At 42.4% G+C, this 20,532-nt stretch carries 21 protein-coding genes; 20 read left to right on the forward strand and 1 reads right to left on the reverse strand.

Annotation, left to right across the window (positions count from 1 at the left end; genetic code table 11):
- Positions 1-5: 5 nt before the first annotated feature.
- Both mtaB and deoC read left to right on the forward strand, forming a co-directional pair.
- Positions 6-1,370, forward strand: a complete 1,365-nt coding sequence (gene mtaB, locus EKQ44_RS11840; RefSeq protein ID WP_237663757.1) for a tRNA (N(6)-L-threonylcarbamoyladenosine(37)-C(2))-methylthiotransferase MtaB — start codon at positions 6-8, stop codon at positions 1,368-1,370.
- Positions 1,371-1,520: 150 nt separating this feature from the next.
- Positions 1,521-2,192: a deoxyribose-phosphate aldolase gene (gene deoC, locus EKQ44_RS11845; RefSeq protein ID WP_237663758.1), complete on the forward strand. Its 672-nt coding sequence runs from the start codon at positions 1,521-1,523 to the stop codon at positions 2,190-2,192.
- Positions 2,193-2,675: 483 nt separating this feature from the next.
- On the opposite strand, the gene EKQ44_RS11850 is transcribed toward deoC, so the two are convergent.
- Positions 2,676-3,602, reverse strand: a complete 927-nt coding sequence (locus EKQ44_RS11850) for a Na/Pi symporter (protein ID WP_237663759.1) — start codon at positions 3,600-3,602, stop codon at positions 2,676-2,678.
- Positions 3,603-3,664: 62 nt separating this feature from the next.
- Here EKQ44_RS11850 and EKQ44_RS11855 point away from each other — a divergent pair, with 62 nt between their 5' ends.
- The 18 genes from EKQ44_RS11855 to glyS all read left to right on the forward strand — a co-directional run bounded on the left by EKQ44_RS11855 (position 3,665) and on the right by glyS (position 20,472).
- Complete coding sequence (locus EKQ44_RS11855; RefSeq protein WP_237663760.1) at positions 3,665-4,228, forward strand: flavin reductase family protein; 564 nt, start codon at positions 3,665-3,667, stop codon at positions 4,226-4,228.
- A 156-nt stretch (positions 4,229-4,384) separates the two neighbouring features.
- Positions 4,385-4,558, forward strand: a complete 174-nt coding sequence (gene rpsU, locus EKQ44_RS11860; protein ID WP_010196218.1) for a 30S ribosomal protein S21 — start codon at positions 4,385-4,387, stop codon at positions 4,556-4,558.
- Positions 4,559-4,573: 15 nt separating this feature from the next.
- Positions 4,574-5,017, forward strand: a complete 444-nt coding sequence (locus EKQ44_RS11865) for a GatB/YqeY domain-containing protein (protein WP_237663761.1) — start codon at positions 4,574-4,576, stop codon at positions 5,015-5,017.
- Between the two features lie 277 nt (positions 5,018-5,294).
- Positions 5,295-6,629, forward strand: a complete 1,335-nt coding sequence (locus EKQ44_RS11870; protein WP_237663845.1) for an NfeD family protein — start codon at positions 5,295-5,297, stop codon at positions 6,627-6,629.
- 20 nt (positions 6,630-6,649) lie between these two features.
- Positions 6,650-7,639, forward strand: a complete 990-nt coding sequence (gene floA / locus EKQ44_RS11875; RefSeq protein ID WP_237663762.1) for a flotillin-like protein FloA — start codon at positions 6,650-6,652, stop codon at positions 7,637-7,639.
- 67 nt (positions 7,640-7,706) lie between these two features.
- The gene (locus EKQ44_RS11880) at positions 7,707-8,318 is read left to right on the forward strand and encodes a hypothetical protein (protein WP_237663763.1); all 612 of its coding nucleotides are present in this window, start codon (positions 7,707-7,709) and stop codon (positions 8,316-8,318) included.
- A gap of 499 nt (positions 8,319-8,817) precedes the next feature.
- Positions 8,818-9,102, forward strand: coding sequence for a sporulation protein YqfC (yqfC, locus tag EKQ44_RS11885; protein ID WP_063560198.1), 285 nt, complete (start codon positions 8,818-8,820; stop codon positions 9,100-9,102).
- 15 nt (positions 9,103-9,117) lie between these two features.
- A complete protein-coding gene (yqfD, locus tag EKQ44_RS11890) occupies positions 9,118-10,305 on the forward strand; it encodes a sporulation protein YqfD (protein WP_237663764.1) in 1,188 nt (395 codons plus the stop codon).
- 3 nt (positions 10,306-10,308) lie between these two features.
- Entirely contained in the window at positions 10,309-11,274 is a 966-nt protein-coding gene (locus EKQ44_RS11895; protein WP_237663765.1) for a PhoH family protein, read from the forward strand.
- Between the two features lie 85 nt (positions 11,275-11,359).
- Positions 11,360-13,570: an HD family phosphohydrolase gene (locus EKQ44_RS11900; RefSeq protein ID WP_237663766.1), complete on the forward strand. Its 2,211-nt coding sequence runs from the start codon at positions 11,360-11,362 to the stop codon at positions 13,568-13,570.
- On the forward strand, positions 13,564-14,037 hold the full coding sequence (gene ybeY, locus EKQ44_RS11905; protein ID WP_237663846.1) for an rRNA maturation RNase YbeY: 474 nt from the start codon (positions 13,564-13,566) through the stop codon (positions 14,035-14,037). The genes EKQ44_RS11900 and ybeY overlap by 7 nt, the downstream gene beginning before the upstream one ends.
- Positions 14,012-14,407 carry a diacylglycerol kinase family protein gene (locus EKQ44_RS11910; RefSeq protein ID WP_237663767.1) on the forward strand — a complete coding sequence of 132 codons (396 nt, stop codon included), beginning with the start codon at positions 14,012-14,014 and terminating at the stop codon, positions 14,405-14,407. Before ybeY ends, EKQ44_RS11910 begins: the two co-directional genes overlap by 26 nt.
- Positions 14,408-14,529: 122 nt before the next feature.
- The gene (locus tag EKQ44_RS11915; protein WP_237663768.1) at positions 14,530-14,928 is read left to right on the forward strand and encodes a cytidine deaminase; all 399 of its coding nucleotides are present in this window, start codon (positions 14,530-14,532) and stop codon (positions 14,926-14,928) included.
- Complete coding sequence (gene era, locus EKQ44_RS11920) at positions 14,921-15,838, forward strand: GTPase Era (protein WP_237663769.1); 918 nt, start codon at positions 14,921-14,923, stop codon at positions 15,836-15,838. The genes EKQ44_RS11915 and era overlap by 8 nt, the downstream gene beginning before the upstream one ends.
- Positions 15,839-15,985: 147 nt before the next feature.
- A complete protein-coding gene (locus tag EKQ44_RS11925; RefSeq protein WP_082380828.1) occupies positions 15,986-16,126 on the forward strand; it encodes a YqzL family protein in 141 nt (46 codons plus the stop codon).
- 115 nt (positions 16,127-16,241) lie between these two features.
- Complete coding sequence (gene recO / locus EKQ44_RS11930) at positions 16,242-17,018, forward strand: DNA repair protein RecO (protein ID WP_237663770.1); 777 nt, start codon at positions 16,242-16,244, stop codon at positions 17,016-17,018.
- Between the two features lie 492 nt (positions 17,019-17,510).
- Positions 17,511-18,398 carry a glycine--tRNA ligase subunit alpha gene (gene glyQ, locus EKQ44_RS11935; RefSeq protein WP_237663771.1) on the forward strand — a complete coding sequence of 296 codons (888 nt, stop codon included), beginning with the start codon at positions 17,511-17,513 and terminating at the stop codon, positions 18,396-18,398.
- Positions 18,391-20,472, forward strand: coding sequence for a glycine--tRNA ligase subunit beta (gene glyS / locus EKQ44_RS11940; RefSeq protein ID WP_237663772.1), 2,082 nt, complete (start codon positions 18,391-18,393; stop codon positions 20,470-20,472). The genes glyQ and glyS overlap by 8 nt, the downstream gene beginning before the upstream one ends.
- Positions 20,473-20,532 lie beyond the last annotated feature (60 nt).

Raw genomic sequence — 20,532 nt, forward strand, 5'->3', positions numbered from 1 at the left:
AAAACATGCCAACTGTTGCCTTTCACACACTTGGGTGTAAAGTGAACCATTATGAAACAGAAGCTATCTGGCAGCTTTTCAAAGCAAATGATTATGAGCGTACAGAATTCGAAGGTACGGCAGATGTGTATGTCATCAATACCTGTACCGTTACAAATACCGGTGATAAAAAGAGCCGTCAAGTCATCCGTCGTGCCATCCGTAAAAACCCAGATGCTGTCATCTGTGTAACGGGATGCTACGCGCAAACTTCTCCTGCAGAGATAATGGCGATTCCTGGAGTGGATGTCGTCGTTGGAACGCAGGACCGTGTGAAAATGCTTGATTATATCGAGCAATTCAAACAGGAGCGCCAGCCAATCAATGGAGTCGGAAACATCATGAAGGCTCGTGTATATGAAGAGTTGGATGTACCGGCTTTTACAGACCGTACACGTGCATCCTTGAAAATCCAAGAAGGTTGTAATAACTTCTGTACTTTCTGTATCATCCCTTGGGCCCGCGGCCTTATGCGTTCCCGCGATCCACAAGAGGTTGTCACACAAGCACAACAACTGGTAGATGCAGGATACAAGGAAATCGTTTTGACCGGAATCCACACAGGTGGTTACGGTGAAGACATGAAGGATTACAACTTTGCCATGCTTCTTCGTGAATTGGATGAAAAAGTGGAAGGCTTAAAGCGTATCCGTATCTCGTCCATTGAGGCAAGTCAAATCACGGATGAAGTAATTGAAGTACTGAACAATTCTGATAAAATTGTCCGCCATTTGCATATTCCGATTCAATCCGCTTCCAACACTGTTTTAAGAAGAATGCGTCGTAAATACACGATGGAATTCTTTGCAGAACGTCTAGATCGATTGAAAGAAGCGTTACCTGGTCTTGCGATTACATCCGATGTAATTGTTGGATTCCCTGGTGAAACAGAAGAAGAGTTCATGGAAACGTACAATTTCATCAAGGAACATAAATTCTCCGAGCTGCATGTATTCCCGTACTCCAAGCGAACAGGAACGCCAGCAGCAAGAATGACCGATCAAGTGGATGAAGAAGTGAAAAACGAGCGAGTTCATCGCCTGATTGCACTTTCCGATCAACTGGCAAAAGAATATGCTTCCACTTTTGAAGACGAAGTATTGGAAGTAATCCCGGAAGAAATCTATAAAGAAGCACCAGACCAAGGCCTATATGTTGGATACACAGACAACTACCTAAAAGTGGTTTTCCCTGCAACAGAGGAGATGGTCGGCAAGCTTGTGAAAGTAAAAATTACCAAAGCTGGTTATCCATACAACGAAGGTCAATTCGTTCGCGTGCTTGAGGATGCGCCACGCTTGGAAGAAGAAAGTGTTCGATTGAGTTCATAAGAAAATAAAGAGAGTGATTCCATTATTATGGAGTCACTTTTTTGTCGTGAAGAAAAAGTTGAAGGCAATACTAACATTGTACTCGCCAAAATAATGGAATCATGTTATGATGTTAGAGGTCAGACCTCTTAACTTGAAAGGAGTATGAACATGCATACAAACATTGGAGAAATGATTGATCATACATTATTGAAAGCCGATACAAAAAAAGAACAAGTAGAAGTACTTTGCCAAGAAGCGAGAGAATATAACTTTGCATCTGTCTGTGTTAACCCGACTTGGGTAAAAACATCTGCAGAGCTTTTAGAAGGCAGCAACGTAAAAGTGTGTACTGTAATTGGATTCCCTCTTGGAGCAAACACACCTGAAGTCAAAGCATTCGAAACGACGAACGCTATTGAAAACGGTGCCACGGAAGTGGACATGGTTATCAATATCAGCGCACTTAAAGATGGCGACGATGAGTTAGTGGAACGAGACATCCGTGCAGTTGTAGACGCTGCTAGAGGACGCGCCTTGACGAAAGTGATCATTGAAACTTGCCTGCTAACAAACGAAGAGAAAGTTAGAGCATGTAAGCTTGCTGTAAAAGCTGGAGCGGATTACGTGAAAACGTCCACTGGATTCTCAACAGGCGGAGCAACAGTTGCTGATATCGCACTGATGAGAGAAACAGTTGGACCAGAAATCGGAGTAAAAGCTTCCGGTGGAGTTCGCGATGCAAAAGGTGCGGAAGAAATGATCGCAGCTGGAGCTACACGTATCGGAGCAAGTTCTGGTATCGCGATCGTTAAAGGGTTAACGGCTGATACGGATTATTAAGAAGTAAATGTAGAGTTTACTGAGTTTAGTTAGGCACCCCATCAGGTTTTTACTTGAAGGGGTGTTTTTTTGATTTGTTTACAACTAACTATTGATAGATATAGTGAGGTTGGTTGGTCAAATTGTACCATTATTGCAATAACTCCAGGAAAAGTCACAATAACAGCTATAAAAGTCACAATAGCCTCGAAAATAGTCACAATGACCTCTCGAAAAGTTACAATGATGGTTGGCAAAGCTATAATTAGCTAGAAAGATGAGATAAAGGGACGCTGACAGTCCAAAAGTAACAACCTTTTACAAAAAAACTTCCGCCTCAACGTCACACGAAAATTAAAGCTCGCTTCTTCTCCATATAAATGGGTGTTCTATTCAATTTCTTTACCATGTAGTACCGCTTTCCACGACTTCCCGTATAAACGCAAACTATCCACCCTTTTACCTCACCTAAGTCATGGAATATTTCCACTTCCTCCATATCAATCACCCATGCAGCCTCTCCACAAACCTCGCAAACGGTCGGACAAACGGCAACGCCGCCGCAGAACTTAGTACATTAAAAATCAAGCTGGAGTGTGCCAACTGCACATCGGCACTTGAAGCAAGCATAGCCACCAAGCCACCCAACCAAGGAATCAATGGGAAGAACACTGCCACCCCTATCACGTTCAACCAAATGTGCGCATATGCTGTCAATTTTGCCTCCCTGATGGAGCCCAGGCTCGCCAAATAGGCAGTCACACATGTCCCAATATTGGATCCGAGCATAATCGCAATTCCTGCGGGAAGGGACAATAGATCATTATTCAAAAAACTCATGCTGATCCCCGTTGTTGCGGAACTTGATTGTATGATGGCTGTCAACAAAGTCCCGATACCTACACCAAATAAATGATGATCATTTGTCATGGCAAGCATGTCCTGCACCTTCGGGAAGCCTGACAAAGGAACTGCCAAAGATTCAAATCCGTTCATAGCAACAAACAAGCATCCCAACCCGAACATGCTCGACCCGAAACTGAAAGGTAATTTCTTTTTAGAAAACAAAAATAAAAATCCGATCACAAGCATCGGGAGAATCAATTGTGAAATATCTATGGTGATAAGCTCTGTTATAAAAGTAGAACCGATATTGCTTCCAAGCATAATTCCGATTGATTGATAAAAAGTGAGATACCCTGCCGCTACCAATCCCACGGTGATGACCATGACAGCAGAACTGCTCTGGAGTAGACCTGTAATCAATATCCCGATCAATAGACCTTTCCAAGGCATATCGGTGAACTTGGTGAGATACCCTTTTGTCCTCTCCTCGGACAATTGAAGCAATCCCGACCTCATGACAGTCATCCCAATCAAAAAAATAGCTAAATAAACAGACAATAACGTTATAATAGAAAACAAGCCCATCACCTCCTTTTCAATATATGGCGGATGATGGACAAGAATGACAAGAAAAGGGGAGAGAATACATGAGGGAGTGGACGACCAATACCGTCATGCATAGCTATCCAGGCATGGTTGCCCTGGTAACGGCAAAATGGAACGGTGAACAGAACATTATGGCAGCAGGTTGGCACAGCTATATTTCATACGACCCTCCAATCTATGGGGTTGCGATTGCGAAGGAAAGATATACACATTACTTGATTGAGAATTCCAGAGAGTTTGCGATAAACTTTGTGCCAGAGAAGTTCGCACATTACATACAGCAGTCAGGTATGCTGACTGGAAAAAAGCATAACAAATTTGAAGAACTGAAAATGGAATATGATCAAGGGAGAACCGTTTCTGCACCGATTTTAAAAGAGGCTTATATCGCATATGAATGTAAAGTGATGGATCAGCGGACGTATGGTGATCATGACTGGTTTGTAGGAGAGATGACCGGATTTTACAAAGACGGAGCCCTTTTTGCCGAAAATGGACTGCCAAATTGGGATGAACTTTCGATCCCGTTATACCTGGGGAGGTCCCAATACATGCTGGCAAATAAGGATTCCAAGGTGTTAAACCTATATCGGGATAATAGTTAGTCCAGATAGTTTTAAAGCAATTCCTTATAATTGTTGACCATCAATAGTGAATATATTATAATTGGTAAGTACATGTTCTATGCATGCTTTTTTGCATTTATGGAATCATGTTTTTTCTGAAAATGTTAGTGGTTGTTCTGGAGGGAGGGAATTAGAATGTCAAAAACAGTTGTTCGTAAAAACGAATCGCTTGAAGATGCTCTTCGCCGTTTCAAACGTTCAGTTTCAAAGACTGGAACGTTGCAAGAAGCAAGAAAGCGTGAATTCTATGAAAAACCAAGCGTAAGACGCAAGAAGAAGTCTGAAGCTGCTAGAAAGCGTAAATTTTAACAAGAGGGTGTAAGAATGAGTCTTCTCGAGCGTTTAAATACCGATATTAAGCAAGCTATGAAGGATAAGGACAAAGAGAAGCTTTCCGTACTCCGAATGGTTAAGTCTTCGATTCAAAACGAATCGATCAAGCACGGCAGAGACTTATCTGAAGAGGAAGAACTTACCGTATTGTCTCGTGAATTAAAGCAACGTAAAGACTCCCTCCAAGAATTTGATAAAGCCGGTCGTGAAGACTTGGTTCATAAATTACAGGGTGAAATTGCAATAGTTGAACATTATATGCCTGAGCAGCTATCTGAAGAAGAGCTGTCTGCCATCATCCAACAGACGGTAGCGGATGTGAATGCTTCTTCGAAAGCTGATATGGGTAAAGTAATGGGAGCACTGATGCCTAAAGTTAAAGGCAAAGCGGACGGTAGCCTTGTTAACAAACTTGTACAACAACATCTTTCATAAAAACCCAAAATAGCACCTTACCTTTGTAAGGTGCTATTTTTTAAGCTGAGTTTACCAAGTCCACCGATAGGATTGGTAGTTTCCGGCTTATTGCATTTCGTTAATCAATCTCCTGAGAATTGAAATTCCTTTCAAATCATGTTGTTCACATAACCGCCACATTTTAGCCGAAATATATAAAAAAATCCGCAACGATGAAACTTTGTGGTTTTCCATGCGTATTACATACTGGTTAAGGTGAAAATAAATTGAAAAGGTATTTGGAGAGGAGGACATGATGAAAAAAGTTCTTCGTATTAGTTATGTTAGCGCTTTTGTACTTGCACTTATTTTATCGGCGTTACCGCTTTTTCCATCTCATACTAGCAGTGCCGAGAAGTTGGTGCATGTGATACCTGTCAATGGAACGGTGGAGAAGGGGCTGCTTGCATTTATCAATAGGTCCATTGAAACGGCAGAGGAATCCGGTGCCGATTTAATAGTATTTGAAATTAATACACCAGGTGGGGCTGTGGATGCTGCAAGTGAAATTGCCGACAGCTTCCAAGGCACTTCCATACCGACAATTGCCTTTGTCAACAACCGGGCTTTATCTGCAGGTGCATATTTGGCATTATATGCGGATGAAATATATATGACGCCAAATGCTAGTATGGGGGCAGCCGCAGTCATAACTGGAGATGGCAATGCTGCCGAAGATAAGGCACAGTCCTATTGGCTTAATGAAATGAAAAATGCTGCAGAGTCGAATGATCGTGATCCAAAATACGCGATGGCTATGGCAGATAAAGAGATTGACCTGCCGGAAGTAGGGGCTGCAAAAGGCTCTTTGCTTACATTGGGTCCCAAGAATGCCCTGGAGGTTGGATATTCTGAGGGGACAGTTTCCACTCTGGATGAACTTCTAAACAACTTAGGATTCGAAAATGCAGAGGTTGTCACTTCCGAAGTGACTTTCGCTGAGAAGATTGCGCGATTTTTAACTGACCCTATTGTGGTCCCGATTCTATTATCGATAGGATCGCTTGGACTCGTACTTGAATTGTATTCCCCTGGATTTGGAATTCCGGGTGCCATGGGGATCAGCGCACTGTTATTATTCTTTTACGGCCATCTTGTGGCTGGGTTGGCAGGAATGGAAACGATCATCCTGTTTGTCGTAGGGGTGGTGTTGATTGTGCTAGAGCTCTTTGTGCCTGGTGGAATACTTGGCATTATCGGACTTGGTGCAGTTATTACGAGTTTCTTTTTGGCTACAGATGATATTGCAGGAATGGGGTTATCCTTATTGATTGCTATGTTGGTTACTATAATTGCGATGGTGCTGCTATTTACGGTATTCGGTAAGAAAATTCGCTTGTTCGACCGGATTGTACTCCGGGATTCGACCAATACGGAGCAGGGCTATGTATCAAACGTTTCGAGAATTGAATTGGTAGGTCAAGAAGGGGTCACCATGACACCACTAAGGCCTGCAGGAACCGCTGTTATCAACGAAGAACGTATTGATGTTGTCACAGAGGGGAACTTTATTGGGGCAAACAAAAAAGTGAGAATTGTAAAAGCGGAAGGATCCCGTATCATCGTTCGGGAAATCCATTCTGTTGAATAATATTTAGGAGGAATTAGAATATGGATCCAACTACTTTAGTAATTTTGTTAGCTGTTGTACTAGGAATTATCTTTTTATCCGTATTACTGACATTTGTACCGGTAATGCTATGGATCTCCGCATTAGCAGCAGGTGTAAGAGTCAGCATCTTCACGCTTGTAGGGATGAGATTAAGACGTGTTATTCCAAGTCGTGTAATTAATCCACTAATTAAGGCTCATAAAGCTGGATTGGCGGTTTCAACGAATCAATTAGAGAGTCACTATCTAGCTGGTGGTAATGTTGACCGTGTTGTAAACGCACTTATCGCGGCTCAACGTGCAAATATCGAATTGACATTCGAACGTGCGGCTGCCATTGATCTTGCAGGTCGTGACGTTTTAGAAGCGGTACAGATGTCCGTTAACCCGAAAGTAATCGAAACACCATTCATCGCCGGTGTTGCAATGGATGGTATTGAAGTGAAAGCAAAGGCGCGTATCACCGTTCGTGCAAACATCGAGCGTCTTGTCGGTGGTGCTGGTGAAGAAACAGTTATCGCACGTGTAGGTGAAGGTATTGTAAGTACAATCGGTTCTGCTACAGATCATAAGAAAGTACTGGAAAACCCTGACATGATTTCTCAAACAGTTCTATCCAAAGGTTTGGATGCAGGTACTGCATTCGAAATCTTATCCATCGATATTGCCGACATTGATATCGGGAAAAATATTGGTGCGGAACTACAAACTGACCAAGCCGAAGCAGATAAGAAAATTGCACAGGCAAAAGCCGAGGAACGTCGTGCAATGGCCGTCGCCCAAGAACAAGAAATGCGCGCCCGCGTAGAAGAAATGCGTGCGAAAGTTGTGGAAGCCGAAGCGGAAGTACCGCTAGCGATGGCAGAAGCTTTACGTTCTGGGAACATCGGTGTAATGGATTACATGAATATCAAGAACATTACAGCTGATACGGATATGAGAGACTCGATTGGAAAACTTTCTGATCAGCCTGAAGACGGCGAGAAGTAAGCTAGATAATGAGGCGGGAAAAGCTGAATCGCTTTTCCTGCTACTCCTTTAAGGAAGGGAGGACGATGTGCAATTGGAATTCATTTTTGATTTACTTCAGCAGGCGCCCTGGCTATTGATTGTACTGCTAGGTATCATTTCGAGCCTATTTAGAGGCAAAAAGCAAGAAGAGCAGCAACAACAGCAAAGACGACAGCAACAGCAGCGTCAACAACGCCAACAGGCTGCAACGCAAGCTGCCCAAAAAAGACAGGAAGACTATGAGGATTACAGACGCGAGAGCGCCCCAACCCCGAAGCGTGAAGAAAAACCAAGTTTTGATTGGGATATAGATGTTTTTGGAGAAGGTAAACTTGAAGAGCTGGAACAAAAAGTTCGGGAAAAAGTGAACCCTTACCTCGAGAAGGTAGAAAAGAAGAAAGAACAGGTTACACCTATAAGAGAGAGGATGTCCCAAGAGGTGAAAGAGCTGTCCATTAAAGGTCAGGAAATCTCTAAGGACAGTCCTATCTTAAGGGATGAACTTAAGCTTTCAGAGGGAAAAGTCGTGAATTCCCGTCATCGTATTAAACCGAACCATGTGGTGGAAGGTGTGATGTGGTCTGAAATATTAGGCCAACCTCGTTCCAGAAATCCTCATCGCCCTGTTTACGCAGAACACTTTTCAAAAAGAAAATAATGGCGCTAAACCCCTGTAGGTAACTAATTTCTACAGGGGTTTTTATGTGCATTAAAAACATATAATCTGATTGGAAGGCGCGAGCAGACTCCCGCGGCAGGAAGGGACATAAGTGACCCCATAGGCGAAGCGAGGCCACTGAAAAACCCTATAACTTATCTATTTGAATTTCTAGCTGTTGATTGTAGCAATAGGCGAAGACTCCTGCGGGGGATAGCGACAATCTTGAGACCCCGCAGGGCGTAGCCCGAGGAGGCTCAAGGTCGCCCCGAGGAAAGCGAAGCCGTTTGCGGAAATCAACAGCGGTGTTATTCAGATGATCAGGATTATGTACTTTTTCAGTGGCATCGGCGAAGCCGAGGAGGTTCCCGTACCGACTGCACGAAAGCGAAGTGCCTGAAACGAAAACCAAACAGAGTCAATCGCCTAAACAGACCGAAAAATTCTGTGTTAAACCCTCTCCTCCCTTCATACATATGAAAGGAAAGGGGGTTTTTCCATGCTGAAAAAGTTTCGTTCCCGTATGAACAATTGGATCACCAACAATATGGAATTACCCGCAGATGTCATGATGGATCTGCCGCGCATAACAATGATAGGACAAATACATATATATATTGAAAATCACCGAGGATTGATTACGTTTAGCGATACGGAAATTCGCTTGCTGCTGAAACAGGGACAGCTTCTCGTAAAAGGGGATTCGTTTGTGATCAGAACCATCTTACCTGAAGAGATCCTACTTGAAGGGAAGATCAGTCAAGTAATGTATCTGGAAGAATAAAATAGGGGGATTCACATGAAAAATCAATGGATGAACTTTTTTACAGGTAGCGTTAAGATAATTGTCCACGGCAAAGGTATAGAAAGGTTCCTTAATGATTGTACTCGGAATGGCATACAAATATGGAATGTCAAAAAACTGGGGCAGGAGGCATATACCTGCCATGTACTTTTAAAGGATGTAAAGAAGCTCAGAACCCTCATTAAAAGGCAGGATTGTACCTTCCGTTTCCTTACGAGAAAAGGACTTCCTTTCCTGACGCAGTATTCCCTTAAGAATAGCGGATTGATTGTCGGCGTCATCCTTTGCTTCCTCACCGTTTTCTTATTATCTAATATGGTTTGGAGTATTGAAATCAAGGGGGCCGAGCCTGCAACTGAGCACAAGATCATGCAGGAGTTGGACAAGCTTGGCGTGAAAAAGGGGAAGTTCCAATTTTTCCTTATGGATGTTGAGAGTATTCAGCGCAGTTTAACGGACACAATAAGTGAAATTACATGGATAGGTGTTGTGTTGAACGGAACATCCTACCATTTTGAAGTGGTAGAAAAAAATGAACCGAAAAAGATTGAACCCTTGACCCCAAGAAGCCTGGTCGCCAAGAAAAAAGCGATGATTGCTAAAATATATGTGGAAAAAGGACAACCACTTGTTCAGGTAAATGATTACGTAGATAAAGGGCAAGTTTTGGTATCTGGACTTATAGGGAAAGAAGATAATAAAAAGTCGATTGCGGCAGTTGGAGAGGTGTTAGGGGAAACTTGGTATTTAACGCAGGTGGATATCCCTATCAAGACGACACTGCCGGTTTTAACAGGGGAGGCTTATAGCAGGCACTCTCTTAAGGTGGGCAGCTTGAAAATGCCGGTATGGGGATTTTTTAACCCGGACTTTGAAAGACAAGAGGAATATGAAGCGGAACGCCCTTTTTATTTCTGGAAATGGAAGCTGCCAATCTCCTATGTAGGAAAAACCGTTTATGAACAAGAAATTGTCGAGAGAATTTATGATGATGAAGAAGTGATTGAACAGGCCCTGGATATGGGGAGGAATCAAGTTCTCTCCAATTTGGATGGAGATGCGTCAATAAAAGGTGAAAAAGTTTTGCGCACCTCTAAGGAGAATGGTAAAGTAAGTGTAGATATACATTACCAAGTCATTGAAAATATTGTCAAAATCGAACCAATTATTCAAGGAGACTAATGAATGTCAGAAGAACTAGTGATGATGAATCAACAATTAAATAATCCAAACGAAGCAATAGCCCTATTTGGAAACCAGGATGTACATCTGAAGAGAATGGAAGAAGAGTTGAATGTGTCCATTGTGACACGCGGGGAAACAGTGAATGTTTCAGGAGATGTGCAGCAGGTGGAGATAGTGGACATCGTCATTCAACATTTACTACAGGTTATCCGTAAGGGTGTTTCCATCAGTGAGCGAGATGTGATTTATGCTATACAGCTCGCCAAAGAGGACAAGATCGACTCCTTCCTGGAGCTTTATGATGAAGAATTGACCAAGAATGTAAAAGGTAAATCCATTCGCGTGAAAACATTGGGACAAAGACAGTACGTTTCAGCCATCCGTAAAAAAGATCTAGTTTTCGGCATCGGTCCAGCGGGAACAGGGAAAACCTATCTGGCTGTCGTGATGGCAGTCACCGCATTGAAAAATGGACAAGTGAAGCGTATCATCCTAACCCGCCCGGCGGTGGAAGCAGGAGAAAGTCTTGGATTTCTCCCAGGAGACTTAAAAGAGAAAGTGGATCCGTATCTCCGCCCGCTGTATGATGCATTGCATGATGTGTTTGGGTCGGAGCACACCCAAAGATTGATTGAAAGAGGGACCATCGAAATTGCACCTTTGGCATATATGAGGGGCAGGACATTAGACGATGCTTTTGTCATCTTGGATGAAGCGCAGAATACTACTGCAGCCCAAATGAAAATGTTCCTGACAAGACTTGGATTCGGATCAAAAATGGTGATAACGGGAGATATTTCTCAAGTCGATCTTCCTAAAGGGATGAAATCAGGACTTGCGGTTGTACGTGATATATTAAAGAATACGTCAGGCATTCAATTTATTGAATTGGAACAATCCGATGTAGTCCGTCATCCATTAGTGGCTCGAATTATCGAAGCATATGATAAGTTGGAATCAAAATAAAGCCCCTTAACTGGGGCTCTTTCACTTTTCACTTGAAGTGGATAAATTATTTCTGGCACGTCGTTTATGGAAGGGGATAAAAAAAGTGAAAAAGAAATCGAAACAACGGAAAATTTCTTTTCAACACTTAAAGACCTTTAAGTTTTATCATGTAATCATTTACGTCCTATTGGGACTTATCATGTTCGGGATCATGTTCAGTAATGTAAAACCAGAGAAGATAAATGTACAGCTGTTTTCCAATGCCGAGAAGACGATTGTGGCACCTCATAGCTTCGAAGACAGGGAAGCGACAGAGAACCTGAGGAAAGAAGCGGAAGATAAAGTTCCGGACCAGTATAATCGAGACAAGGATCAAGCTTACCAGCAAGTTGCTAGGGTAGAAAACTTTTTCGACGTATTAATTGATACGAAGAAACAGGTGGCAGAACTCGAAAAACCGCCGGAAGCAACACCTCCATCTGAAGAAGAGGGGGAGGATTCTGCCACCCCTGAAGAGCAAGAAGCTGTACAACTGACGGATACCGAAAAATTGAAACTATTGAATGAATCCCTTGCCGGTCAAGTGCCGGAACAATGGAACGATGAACTCGATAATGAAGATCTACTATTTTTACTGGCTTCCAAAGAAACCGATTTAATCAGGTACAAGAATGCCTCTGTGACAGCAATTAATAATGCCATGTCAAGGGATATACGTACACCTGAGAACCTAACGGAAGCGAGAAATATTGCCAGAACAGAACTATCCCTATCAGGTAATGTCCCAAGTGTCATCATTAACCTTTCCAGCCTTTCTGTCGTGCCGAATGTCATCTATGATTCTGCCCAAACGCAAGAAAAGCGGCAACAGGCAATCGACTCCGTTGAGCCTGTGAGAATTTCGCAAGGGGATACATTAGTGAAGGCCGGTCAATTCATTGACCGCGATATTTATCGACTCCTTACAGTTGCTGGATTTGTTGATCAATCCAACAGTATCACCCCTTTTGTAGGCTTATTGATCATCATTGGATTAATGATTTGTGCACTAGTTTATCTGTTTAAGAACATCGATACGACCATTCATAGTAAAAATACGTACTTAACGATGTACTTATTGATATTTTCCATTACGCTGATCTTGTTAAAGATCTTCAGTTTCTTTCAAACATTGAATACGACCGAAATCGGTTATATTGCCCCAGTTGCGATGGGAGCAATGCTGATTAAAATGCTGATAAATGATCGCATCGCCATACTTTCGAGTATCATTTTCGGAATATGTGGCAGCTTTATTTTTAATATGGTTCCAGGTGCGATGAACTATACGGTTGGGTCCTATCTTATCATTTCTGCTGTGGCATCTGTTCTATTTTTGAATCAGCATAATAGGAGACTCACCATCTTACAGACAGGTTTGTTTGTGTCTTTCATAAACGTAGTAACCGTCATTGCCATGGTCCTACTTACAAACAGGGATTTGTCTGGAATGACGGAATTGTTGGAGCTTGGAGTCAATGGAACCATGGCCATTGGTTCAGGGGTGGTTTCCGCAGTTCTCACAATCGGAATATTACCATTCTTCGAGGTTGGATTCGGAATGCTTTCCACGATGAAATTGTTGGAGCTTTCCAACCCAAACCATCCTCTATTAAGAAAAATCCTGATGGAAACACCAGGTACGTACCATCACAGTGTCATGGTGGCGAATCTTTCAGAATCGGCATGTGAAGCCGTGGGTGCAAATGGATTGCTTGCACGGGTAGCTTCCTATTACCATGATATAGGCAAAACAAAAAGGCCGCATTATTTCATTGAAAATCAGATGGGAAGATCCAACCCACATGATAAGCTCCCTCCTCAAACTAGCAGGAATATCATAGTCGCCCACGCGACAGATGGGGCACAGATCCTCCGTGAACATAATATGCCAAAAGAAATTGTGGACATTGCAGCCCAACATCATGGGACAACACTATTAAAGTACTTTTATTTTAAGGCAAAAGAACAGAATGAAGATACGCCGGAAGACGAGTACCGTTATCCTGGCCCGAAAGCTTCCTCGAAGGAGGCGGCAATCGTGGGAACAGCAGATAGCATCGAAGCGGCGGTGAGATCCTTGAATAATCCAACCCCCGATAAAATTGAGAGTATTGTAAAAGCTATCATTAAAGATCGGCTTCAGGATGGCCAATATAGTGACTGCGCTTTGACATTCAAAGAGCTCGAGGAAATCGGCCGTTCCTTCTGTGAAACGTTACAAGGAATCTTTCATTCAAGAATCGAGTATCCGAAAGGAGAGGAAGAATCATGATGGAAATCGATATGATGGACGAAACGTCAAGGCTGACGGAGGAGCAATGGGAAGATATCAAGGACTTGTTGATCTTTGCTGCTGATATAGAGTCCATCCAAACAGGTGAACTATCGGTAACCTTTGTGGATAATGAGAAAATCCAGGAAATCAACCGTGAATATCGAGACAAGGATCGACCTACAGATGTCATTTCTTTCGCGATGGAAGAAATGGGTGAGGGGGAAATGGAAATTCATTATGATGATGAAGCACCAAGAATGCTTGGAGATATCATCATTTCCATTCAAAAAGCGGAAGAACAAGCAAAAGAATACGGACATTCCGTTAAGCGGGAACTTGGGTTTCTAGCCCTTCATGGACTATTGCATCTATTAGGATATGATCATGAAAATGAAGCGGATGAAAAAGTGATGTTTGATAAACAAAAGGAAATTTTGGATGCATATGGACTCACGCGATCGTAACAATAAGGGATACCGGGGGTCCTTCACTCGAAGTTTTTTCTTTGCTTTTGAAGGATTGCTTTTTGTACTTCGAACAGAAAGAAACATAAAATTCCATCTAGTCATAGCCTTAATGATGATTGGATTATCCTTATATTTTGATATTACCAAAGTGGAATGGATGATTCTTTTCCTAGTTATCGGCGGGATGTTTGTCATCGAAATCATCAATACAGCCATCGAAAATGTGGTGGATCTTGTGACAGAAGAATTCCATCCCCTTGCAAAAACAGCGAAAGATGTGGCTGCTTCTGCAGCCTTAGTTTTTGCTTGTATCTCTGTTATAATTGGTGTAATCTTATTTGGCCCTTATATAATGGGCTACCTTTAAATAAATTGAAAATTTAAAATTTTTCATATTTTTATTTAATTTAAGGGTGATTTACGATGCCAATTGAGGTAAAATATAAGTAACGCGCAACTGAAGCTTACAGAAGAAAGGAAGAAACAACTGTGAACATCGAAGCTCTAATCCAAGAAGCAAAAGCAGCAAGAGAAATGGCTTATGTACCCTACTCCCAATTCAAAGTAGGCGCAGCATTATTAGGAAAAGACGGCAAGGTCTATCGCGGATGCAATATTGAAAACGCTGCATATAGTATGTGTAACTGCGCAGAAAGAACAGCGCTTTTCAAGGCGTATTCAGAAGGCATAAAAGAATTTGATGCCATCGCTGTTGTAGCCGATACAAAACGACCTGTTCCACCTTGTGGTGCTTGCCGTCAAGTTATCTCGGAGCTATGTGCACCTGAAATGAAAGTGATCCTGACAAATCTGCACGGTGATACACAGGAATTAACAGTGGCTGAATTGTTGCCAGGAGCATTCTCACCGGAGGATTTAGATGCATAACCATACAACTACAAACTATAAATCAGGGTTTGTCTCCATCATTGGCAGGCCGAATGTAGGAAAATCTACATTTTTGAACAGGGTTATCGGCCAAAAAATTGCGATAATGAGCGACAAGCCGCAGACAACTCGAAATAAAATACAGGGTGTATATACACAAGATGACGCGCAAATAGTTTTCATTGACACACCAGGCATCCATAAACCTAAGCATAAGCTTGGGGACTTTATGATGAAGGTGGCGCAAAACACGTTAAAAGAGGTTGACCTTGTCCTATTCATGATTAATGCCAAAGAGGGATTGGGAAAAGGCGATGAATTTATTATGGAGAAGCTCAAGGAAACTTCCACTCCAGTATATCTGGTAATAAACAAAATCGATGAAGTCCATCCGGATGACCTCCTCCCGTTAATGGAAACATATAAAGCTTTGTATCCATTCAAAGAAATCGTACCCATTTCAGCATTACAAGGCAACAACGTAGAGGTACTGTTGGACCAAATAAAGAAGTTCCTTCCAGAAGGACCTCAGTATTACCCAGCAGATCAAGTGACAGACCATCCCGAACGTTTTATTGTTGCAGAACTGATCAGGGAGAAAGTGTTGAATCTGACAAGGGAAGAAGTACCACATTCCATTGCAGTGGCAATTGACTCGATGAAAAAACGGGAAAATAAGGACATGGTGGATATTCAAGCGACCATTGTCGTAGAGCGAGATTCCCAAAAAGGTATAGTAATTGGAAAGCAAGGGAAAGTCCTGAAGGAAGTCGGACAAAAAGCGCGAGTGGACATCGAAGCATTGCTCGGCTCCAAGGTATTCCTGGAACTTTGGGTGAAAGTTCAGAAGGATTGGCGCAACAAGCAGTCGCAGCTTAGGGATTTTGGTTTTAATGAGGATGAATATTAATCGGGAAGACGAGCGGAACGCAGTCAAATCATAACAGGAAATTTACAATATTTATCTAACATGTTTTGACCCTTCTAAGGTCATCATAGTCATATAGGAATTGGAACAAGCATGCTGGTCTTTACTACAGAAAGGGTGGGGTTTACAATGTTGGATTTTACCTGGAAGGTGTTTAAGGAAACAGGTAATATTGATACCTATCTACTTTTTAAAGAGCTTGAGAAAGAAAATGGCGATTTACCCGAACAGACAGAAGAGCTAGCGAATCGTGACTTACCAATTTCATAATGACAGATGATCAAATAATGAAGGCAATTTGCACACTTGGATGTTGTGGATTGCCTTTTTATTTTGGAAACTTTACAATAAATTCAAAGCCTGAAAAAAATGGACGGTGTACGATTTGCTACATAAATGCGAAGGTATTGTCATTCGAACGAATGCCTATGGAGAAAATAATAAAATTGTAACCATCTATTCCAAAGAGCTCGGAAAAGTTGGCGTGATGGCCAGAGGGGCGAACAAACCGAGCAGCCGTTTTACCGCTGTTTCCCAGCTATTTTCCCATGGGACCTTTGTCTTTCAAAGGGGGACGGGCCTTGGCAGTCTCCAGCAAGGCGAAATCATGGATTCCATGAGATCTATAAGAGAAGATATTTTTCTTACCGCCTACGCTTCGTTTATTGTGGAATTGATGGACAAAACAACCGATGAAGGAAAAAGAAATCCAGCTCTTTATGACCTGCTTTATCAAGTTCTGCATTATATCGATGAAGGTTTTGATGCCGAGATATTGACATTCATCTTTGAAATGAAGATGTGCGATGTGATCGGTATCACACCGGAATTGAATCGGTGTGCCTCTTGCGGAGCAACGGAAGGGACATTTGCCTTTTCCATAAAAGAGGGTGGTTTTCTTTGTAACAGATGCTTCCATAAGGATCCATATCTTATCAAAGTATCCCCTGCAGCTTTGAGGCTTTTACGAACGTTTTATTATTATGACCTGAATCGTATCGGCAATCTTTCTTTAAAAGAAGAGACAAGAAAAGAACTGCGATTCATCATAGATGAATATTACGAAGCCTATTCAGGTATAATGTTAAAATCAAAGCGCTTTCTGAAACAAATAGGCTCCTTGAAAGCAAGTCTGCCTGAAAAAAAAGAAAAACCTGATTGACTTTGCAAAAGAAATCATATATTATCCAATTACATTCATAAAGATTGCGTTGAAGGAAAGTAGTACTTATCAAACTCGATTAAAGCGAACCTAGGACGGTGTGAGCTAGGGAATCAAGCGGTAAGGAAGGCGTTCTGGAGCGATACGGATAAAGTGGTAAAAAGGCTTTCCCTTTTTACAAATAGGGTGGAACCGCGGGAGGACCTCTCGTCCCTATGCTGACAAAACAGTTGGCATAGAGACAAGAGGTTCTTCCTTTTTGTACTCAAGCCAACAAATGGAGTTATGATAAGTTATTTTACGACTTGAAGGTGGATTCCCCCAGTTAATTGGAGTGCAAGGTGTGAGACTCCTGCGGGAGGAAGAGGTAGGTTGAGACCCCGCAACGAAGTGAGGAGGCTCAAGCACCTCCCCGCGGAAAGCGAACACCTGGAACGGAAATTAACTGGAGTTTTCACCGGTAACAAAATAAAACAAAAGGAAGGTGTCACAATGAACATACAAAACATGATCCTGACCCTGCAAAACCACTGGTCAGAACAAGGCTGTATCCTCATGCAAGCCTACGACGTAGAAAAGGGTGCCGGAACCATGAGCCCCTATACATTCCTAAGAAGCATCGGCCCCGAGCCATGGAATGTAGCATACGTGGAACCATCCAGAAGACCTGTCGACGGCCGTTATGGAGAAAACCCGAACCGTCTATACCAACATCATCAGTTCCAAGTCATCATGAAGCCTTCACCTGATAACATTCAGGAGCTTTATCTTGAATCGTTGAAAAAACTTGGAATCGATCCGCTCAAGCATGATATCCGTTTTGTAGAAGACAACTGGGAAGCCCCGACCCTTGGAGCGGCGGGACTTGGCTGGGAGGTATGGTTAGATGGAATGGAAATCACCCAATTCACCTACTTCCAACAGGTTGGCGGAATCGAATGTAAACCGGTATCTGTAGAAATCACTTACGGAATTGAGCGCCTTGCTTCCTATATTCAGGACAAAGAAAATGTATTTGACCTGGAATGGACAGAAGGGTTCACGGTTCGCGATATTTTCCTGCAACCAGAATATGAACATTCTAAATATACTTTTGAAACCTCCGACCCTGACATGCTCTTCTCCTTATTTGACATTTATGAGAAAGAAGCACACCGTCAGATGGACCATGGCCTTGTGCATCCTGCATATGATTATGTGCTTAAGTGCTCTCACACCTTTAACCAACTAGATGCACGAGGTGCCATTTCTGTTACAGAAAGAACGGGCTATATCGGGCGTGTCAGAAACCTGGCTCGGAAAGTGGCAAGGACCTTCTATGAGGAAAGAGAGAAACTCGGTTTCCCAATTTTGAAAAAGGAGGAGAGCGACCATGAATAAAAGAGACTTTTTATTTGAAATTGGATTAGAAGAGATGCCGGCACGATTTGTGACAGATTCCATGAATCAACTTCAGGAAAAAGTGAAAACCTGGCTGGACGCGAATCAACTTGGCTATGAAAACATTCATGCGTATTCTACTCCAAGGAGACTTGCGGTGGTAGTGGAAGGGCTAGTCGAAAAACAAGAAGATGTTACGTTAGAAGCGAAGGGTCCTGCCAAAAAGGTCGCTCTGAGCTCAGACGGAGAATGGTCAAAAGCAGCCCAAGGCTTTACAAGAGGGCAAGGACTGACAGTGGAAGATATATATTTCAAAGAGATTAACGGCGTTGAATATGTACATGTTCAAAAGCATGTGAAAGGAAAAGAAACGAAAGAGATTCTTAGCTCTATTGCTTCTGTTGCAACAAGCCTGCACTTTCCTAAAAATATGCGCTGGGCCGATGAGGACTTAAGGTATGTGCGTCCAATTAAATGGTTGATTGCCTTGTTTGGGGAGGATATCATCCCAGTTGAGATTGCAAAAGTGAAGTCAGACCGTGTTTCTTCTGGGCATCGTTTCCTTGGAGGCCAGGTTGAACTGAAGGATGCAGGAAGTTATGTGGAAGAGATGCTTTCCAACTATGTAATAGTCGATGCATCCGAAAGAAAAGGAGCTATCAGGAAACAGCTTTCTATCATTGGAGAAGAAAATGGCTGGGACATACCGGTGGATCAAGATCTTCTTGAAGAAGTAAATAATCTAGTAGAATATCCTACTGCTTTATTTGGTACGTTTGAATCGGAGTATCTGACTTTGCCTGAAGAAGTATTGATCACATCCATGAAAGAGCATCAACGCTATTTCCCTGTAAAAAGCACGGAGGGAACCTTGCTTCCTTATTTCGTGACGGTTCGTAACGGAAATCATGAGAACCTAGATATCGTGGCAAGAGGGAATGAAAAAGTATTGCGTGCAAGATTGTCGGACGCAGCATTCTTCTCCAAAGAAGATGAAAAGTTGGTTATAGAAGACGCTGTTAAAAAATTGGATAAAATCGTTTTCCATGAGGAAATTGGAACAACCGGTGAAAAAGTTAGGCGTGTACAAACCATTGCCTCCGATTTGGCAGAACTCTTAAATATGGAAAATGAATCAAAGAACCATGTCCAGCGTGCGGCTTCCATCTATAAATTTGACCTAGTGTCCCATATGGTCTATGAATTCCCGGAACTCCAAGGAATCATGGGAGAAAAATATGCATTGGCCAAAGGAGAAAGTCCAATAGTGGCAAAGGCAATCAATGAGCATTACATGCCACGATCTGCTGAAGATCAGACACCAGCTTCTGATGTTGGAGCAATCCTAAGCATCGCAGAAAAGATGGATACCATTGTCGGCTTCTTTGCAATCGGCGTTATCCCTACTGGTTCTCAAGATCCTTATGCGTTAAGACGCCAGGCTGCAGGTATCTTACAGACCATCCTTAACAAGCAGTGGACCATATCGGTAGAGAAGTTCGTTCTATCAGTTGTCCAACGTTATGTGGAGAAAGGGATAGCGAAGAAGGATACAACAGCGATTCTTGATGAACTATTGGCATTCTTCAAATTGCGCCTTAAAAATAACCTATCTGAGCGTGGTGTTCGGTACGATATCGTAGACGCAATTCTCGAGCTTCCATTGGAGAATATCTGCTCCACAGTGAAAAAAGCAGAAACGTTGGAAGCGAAGAAAGAGGAAACGAACTTTAAAGAAATAATGGAATCATTGAGTCGTGTTTGTAACATTGCTAAAAAAGCAACAGCTTCTGTTGAAGTACAGGAAGAACTGCTTAAGCAAGCGGAAGAGCAAGAGCTTTATAAACAATACAATGACCAAAAAGCACGTGTCCTAAAGGCGGCGGAAGCCCAAGACTTTGTATCTGCTTATGATGAACTTGCTTCCTTGAAGCCTGCCATTGATGCATTTTTTGATAACATCATGGTCATGACAGATGATGAAGCAATCAAAACAAACCGCTTAGCATTAATGGATAACCTTTCTAAAGTCATTTCCATTTTCGGAAATGTGAATGGGATCATCGTCAAGTAATTAGAAAAGACAAAGCCATATCCCTATGGTAAAATAGTTAAACATGCAAAAGAGGCTGAC

Origin of the sequence: Sutcliffiella horikoshii, assembly GCF_021991925.1 — a bacterium.
In the GTDB taxonomy this organism is placed as follows: domain Bacteria; phylum Bacillota; class Bacilli; order Bacillales; family Bacillaceae_I; genus Sutcliffiella_A; species Sutcliffiella_A horikoshii_F.

Coding starts and splice junctions, on each gene's coding strand:
- mtaB (WP_237663757.1), top strand. CDS start 6: ATGCCAACTGTTGCCTTTCACACACTTGGGTGTAAAGTGAACCATTAT.
- deoC (WP_237663758.1), top strand. CDS start 1,521: ATGCATACAAACATTGGAGAAATGATTGATCATACATTATTGAAAGCC.
- EKQ44_RS11850 (WP_237663759.1), bottom strand. CDS start 3,602: ATGGGCTTGTTTTCTATTATAACGTTATTGTCTGTTTATTTAGCTATT.
- EKQ44_RS11855 (WP_237663760.1), top strand. CDS start 3,665: ATGAGGGAGTGGACGACCAATACCGTCATGCATAGCTATCCAGGCATG.
- rpsU (WP_010196218.1), top strand. CDS start 4,385: ATGTCAAAAACAGTTGTTCGTAAAAACGAATCGCTTGAAGATGCTCTT.
- EKQ44_RS11865 (WP_237663761.1), top strand. CDS start 4,574: ATGAGTCTTCTCGAGCGTTTAAATACCGATATTAAGCAAGCTATGAAG.
- EKQ44_RS11870 (WP_237663845.1), top strand. CDS start 5,295: ATGAAAAAAGTTCTTCGTATTAGTTATGTTAGCGCTTTTGTACTTGCA.
- floA (WP_237663762.1), top strand. CDS start 6,650: ATGGATCCAACTACTTTAGTAATTTTGTTAGCTGTTGTACTAGGAATT.
- yqfC (WP_063560198.1), top strand. CDS start 8,818: ATGCTGAAAAAGTTTCGTTCCCGTATGAACAATTGGATCACCAACAAT.
- yqfD (WP_237663764.1), top strand. CDS start 9,118: ATGAAAAATCAATGGATGAACTTTTTTACAGGTAGCGTTAAGATAATT.
- EKQ44_RS11895 (WP_237663765.1), top strand. CDS start 10,309: ATGTCAGAAGAACTAGTGATGATGAATCAACAATTAAATAATCCAAAC.
- EKQ44_RS11910 (WP_237663767.1), top strand. CDS start 14,012: ATGCATATGGACTCACGCGATCGTAACAATAAGGGATACCGGGGGTCC.
- era (WP_237663769.1), top strand. CDS start 14,921: ATGCATAACCATACAACTACAAACTATAAATCAGGGTTTGTCTCCATC.
- EKQ44_RS11925 (WP_082380828.1), top strand. CDS start 15,986: ATGTTGGATTTTACCTGGAAGGTGTTTAAGGAAACAGGTAATATTGAT.
- glyQ (WP_237663771.1), top strand. CDS start 17,511: ATGAACATACAAAACATGATCCTGACCCTGCAAAACCACTGGTCAGAA.
- glyS (WP_237663772.1), top strand. CDS start 18,391: ATGAATAAAAGAGACTTTTTATTTGAAATTGGATTAGAAGAGATGCCG.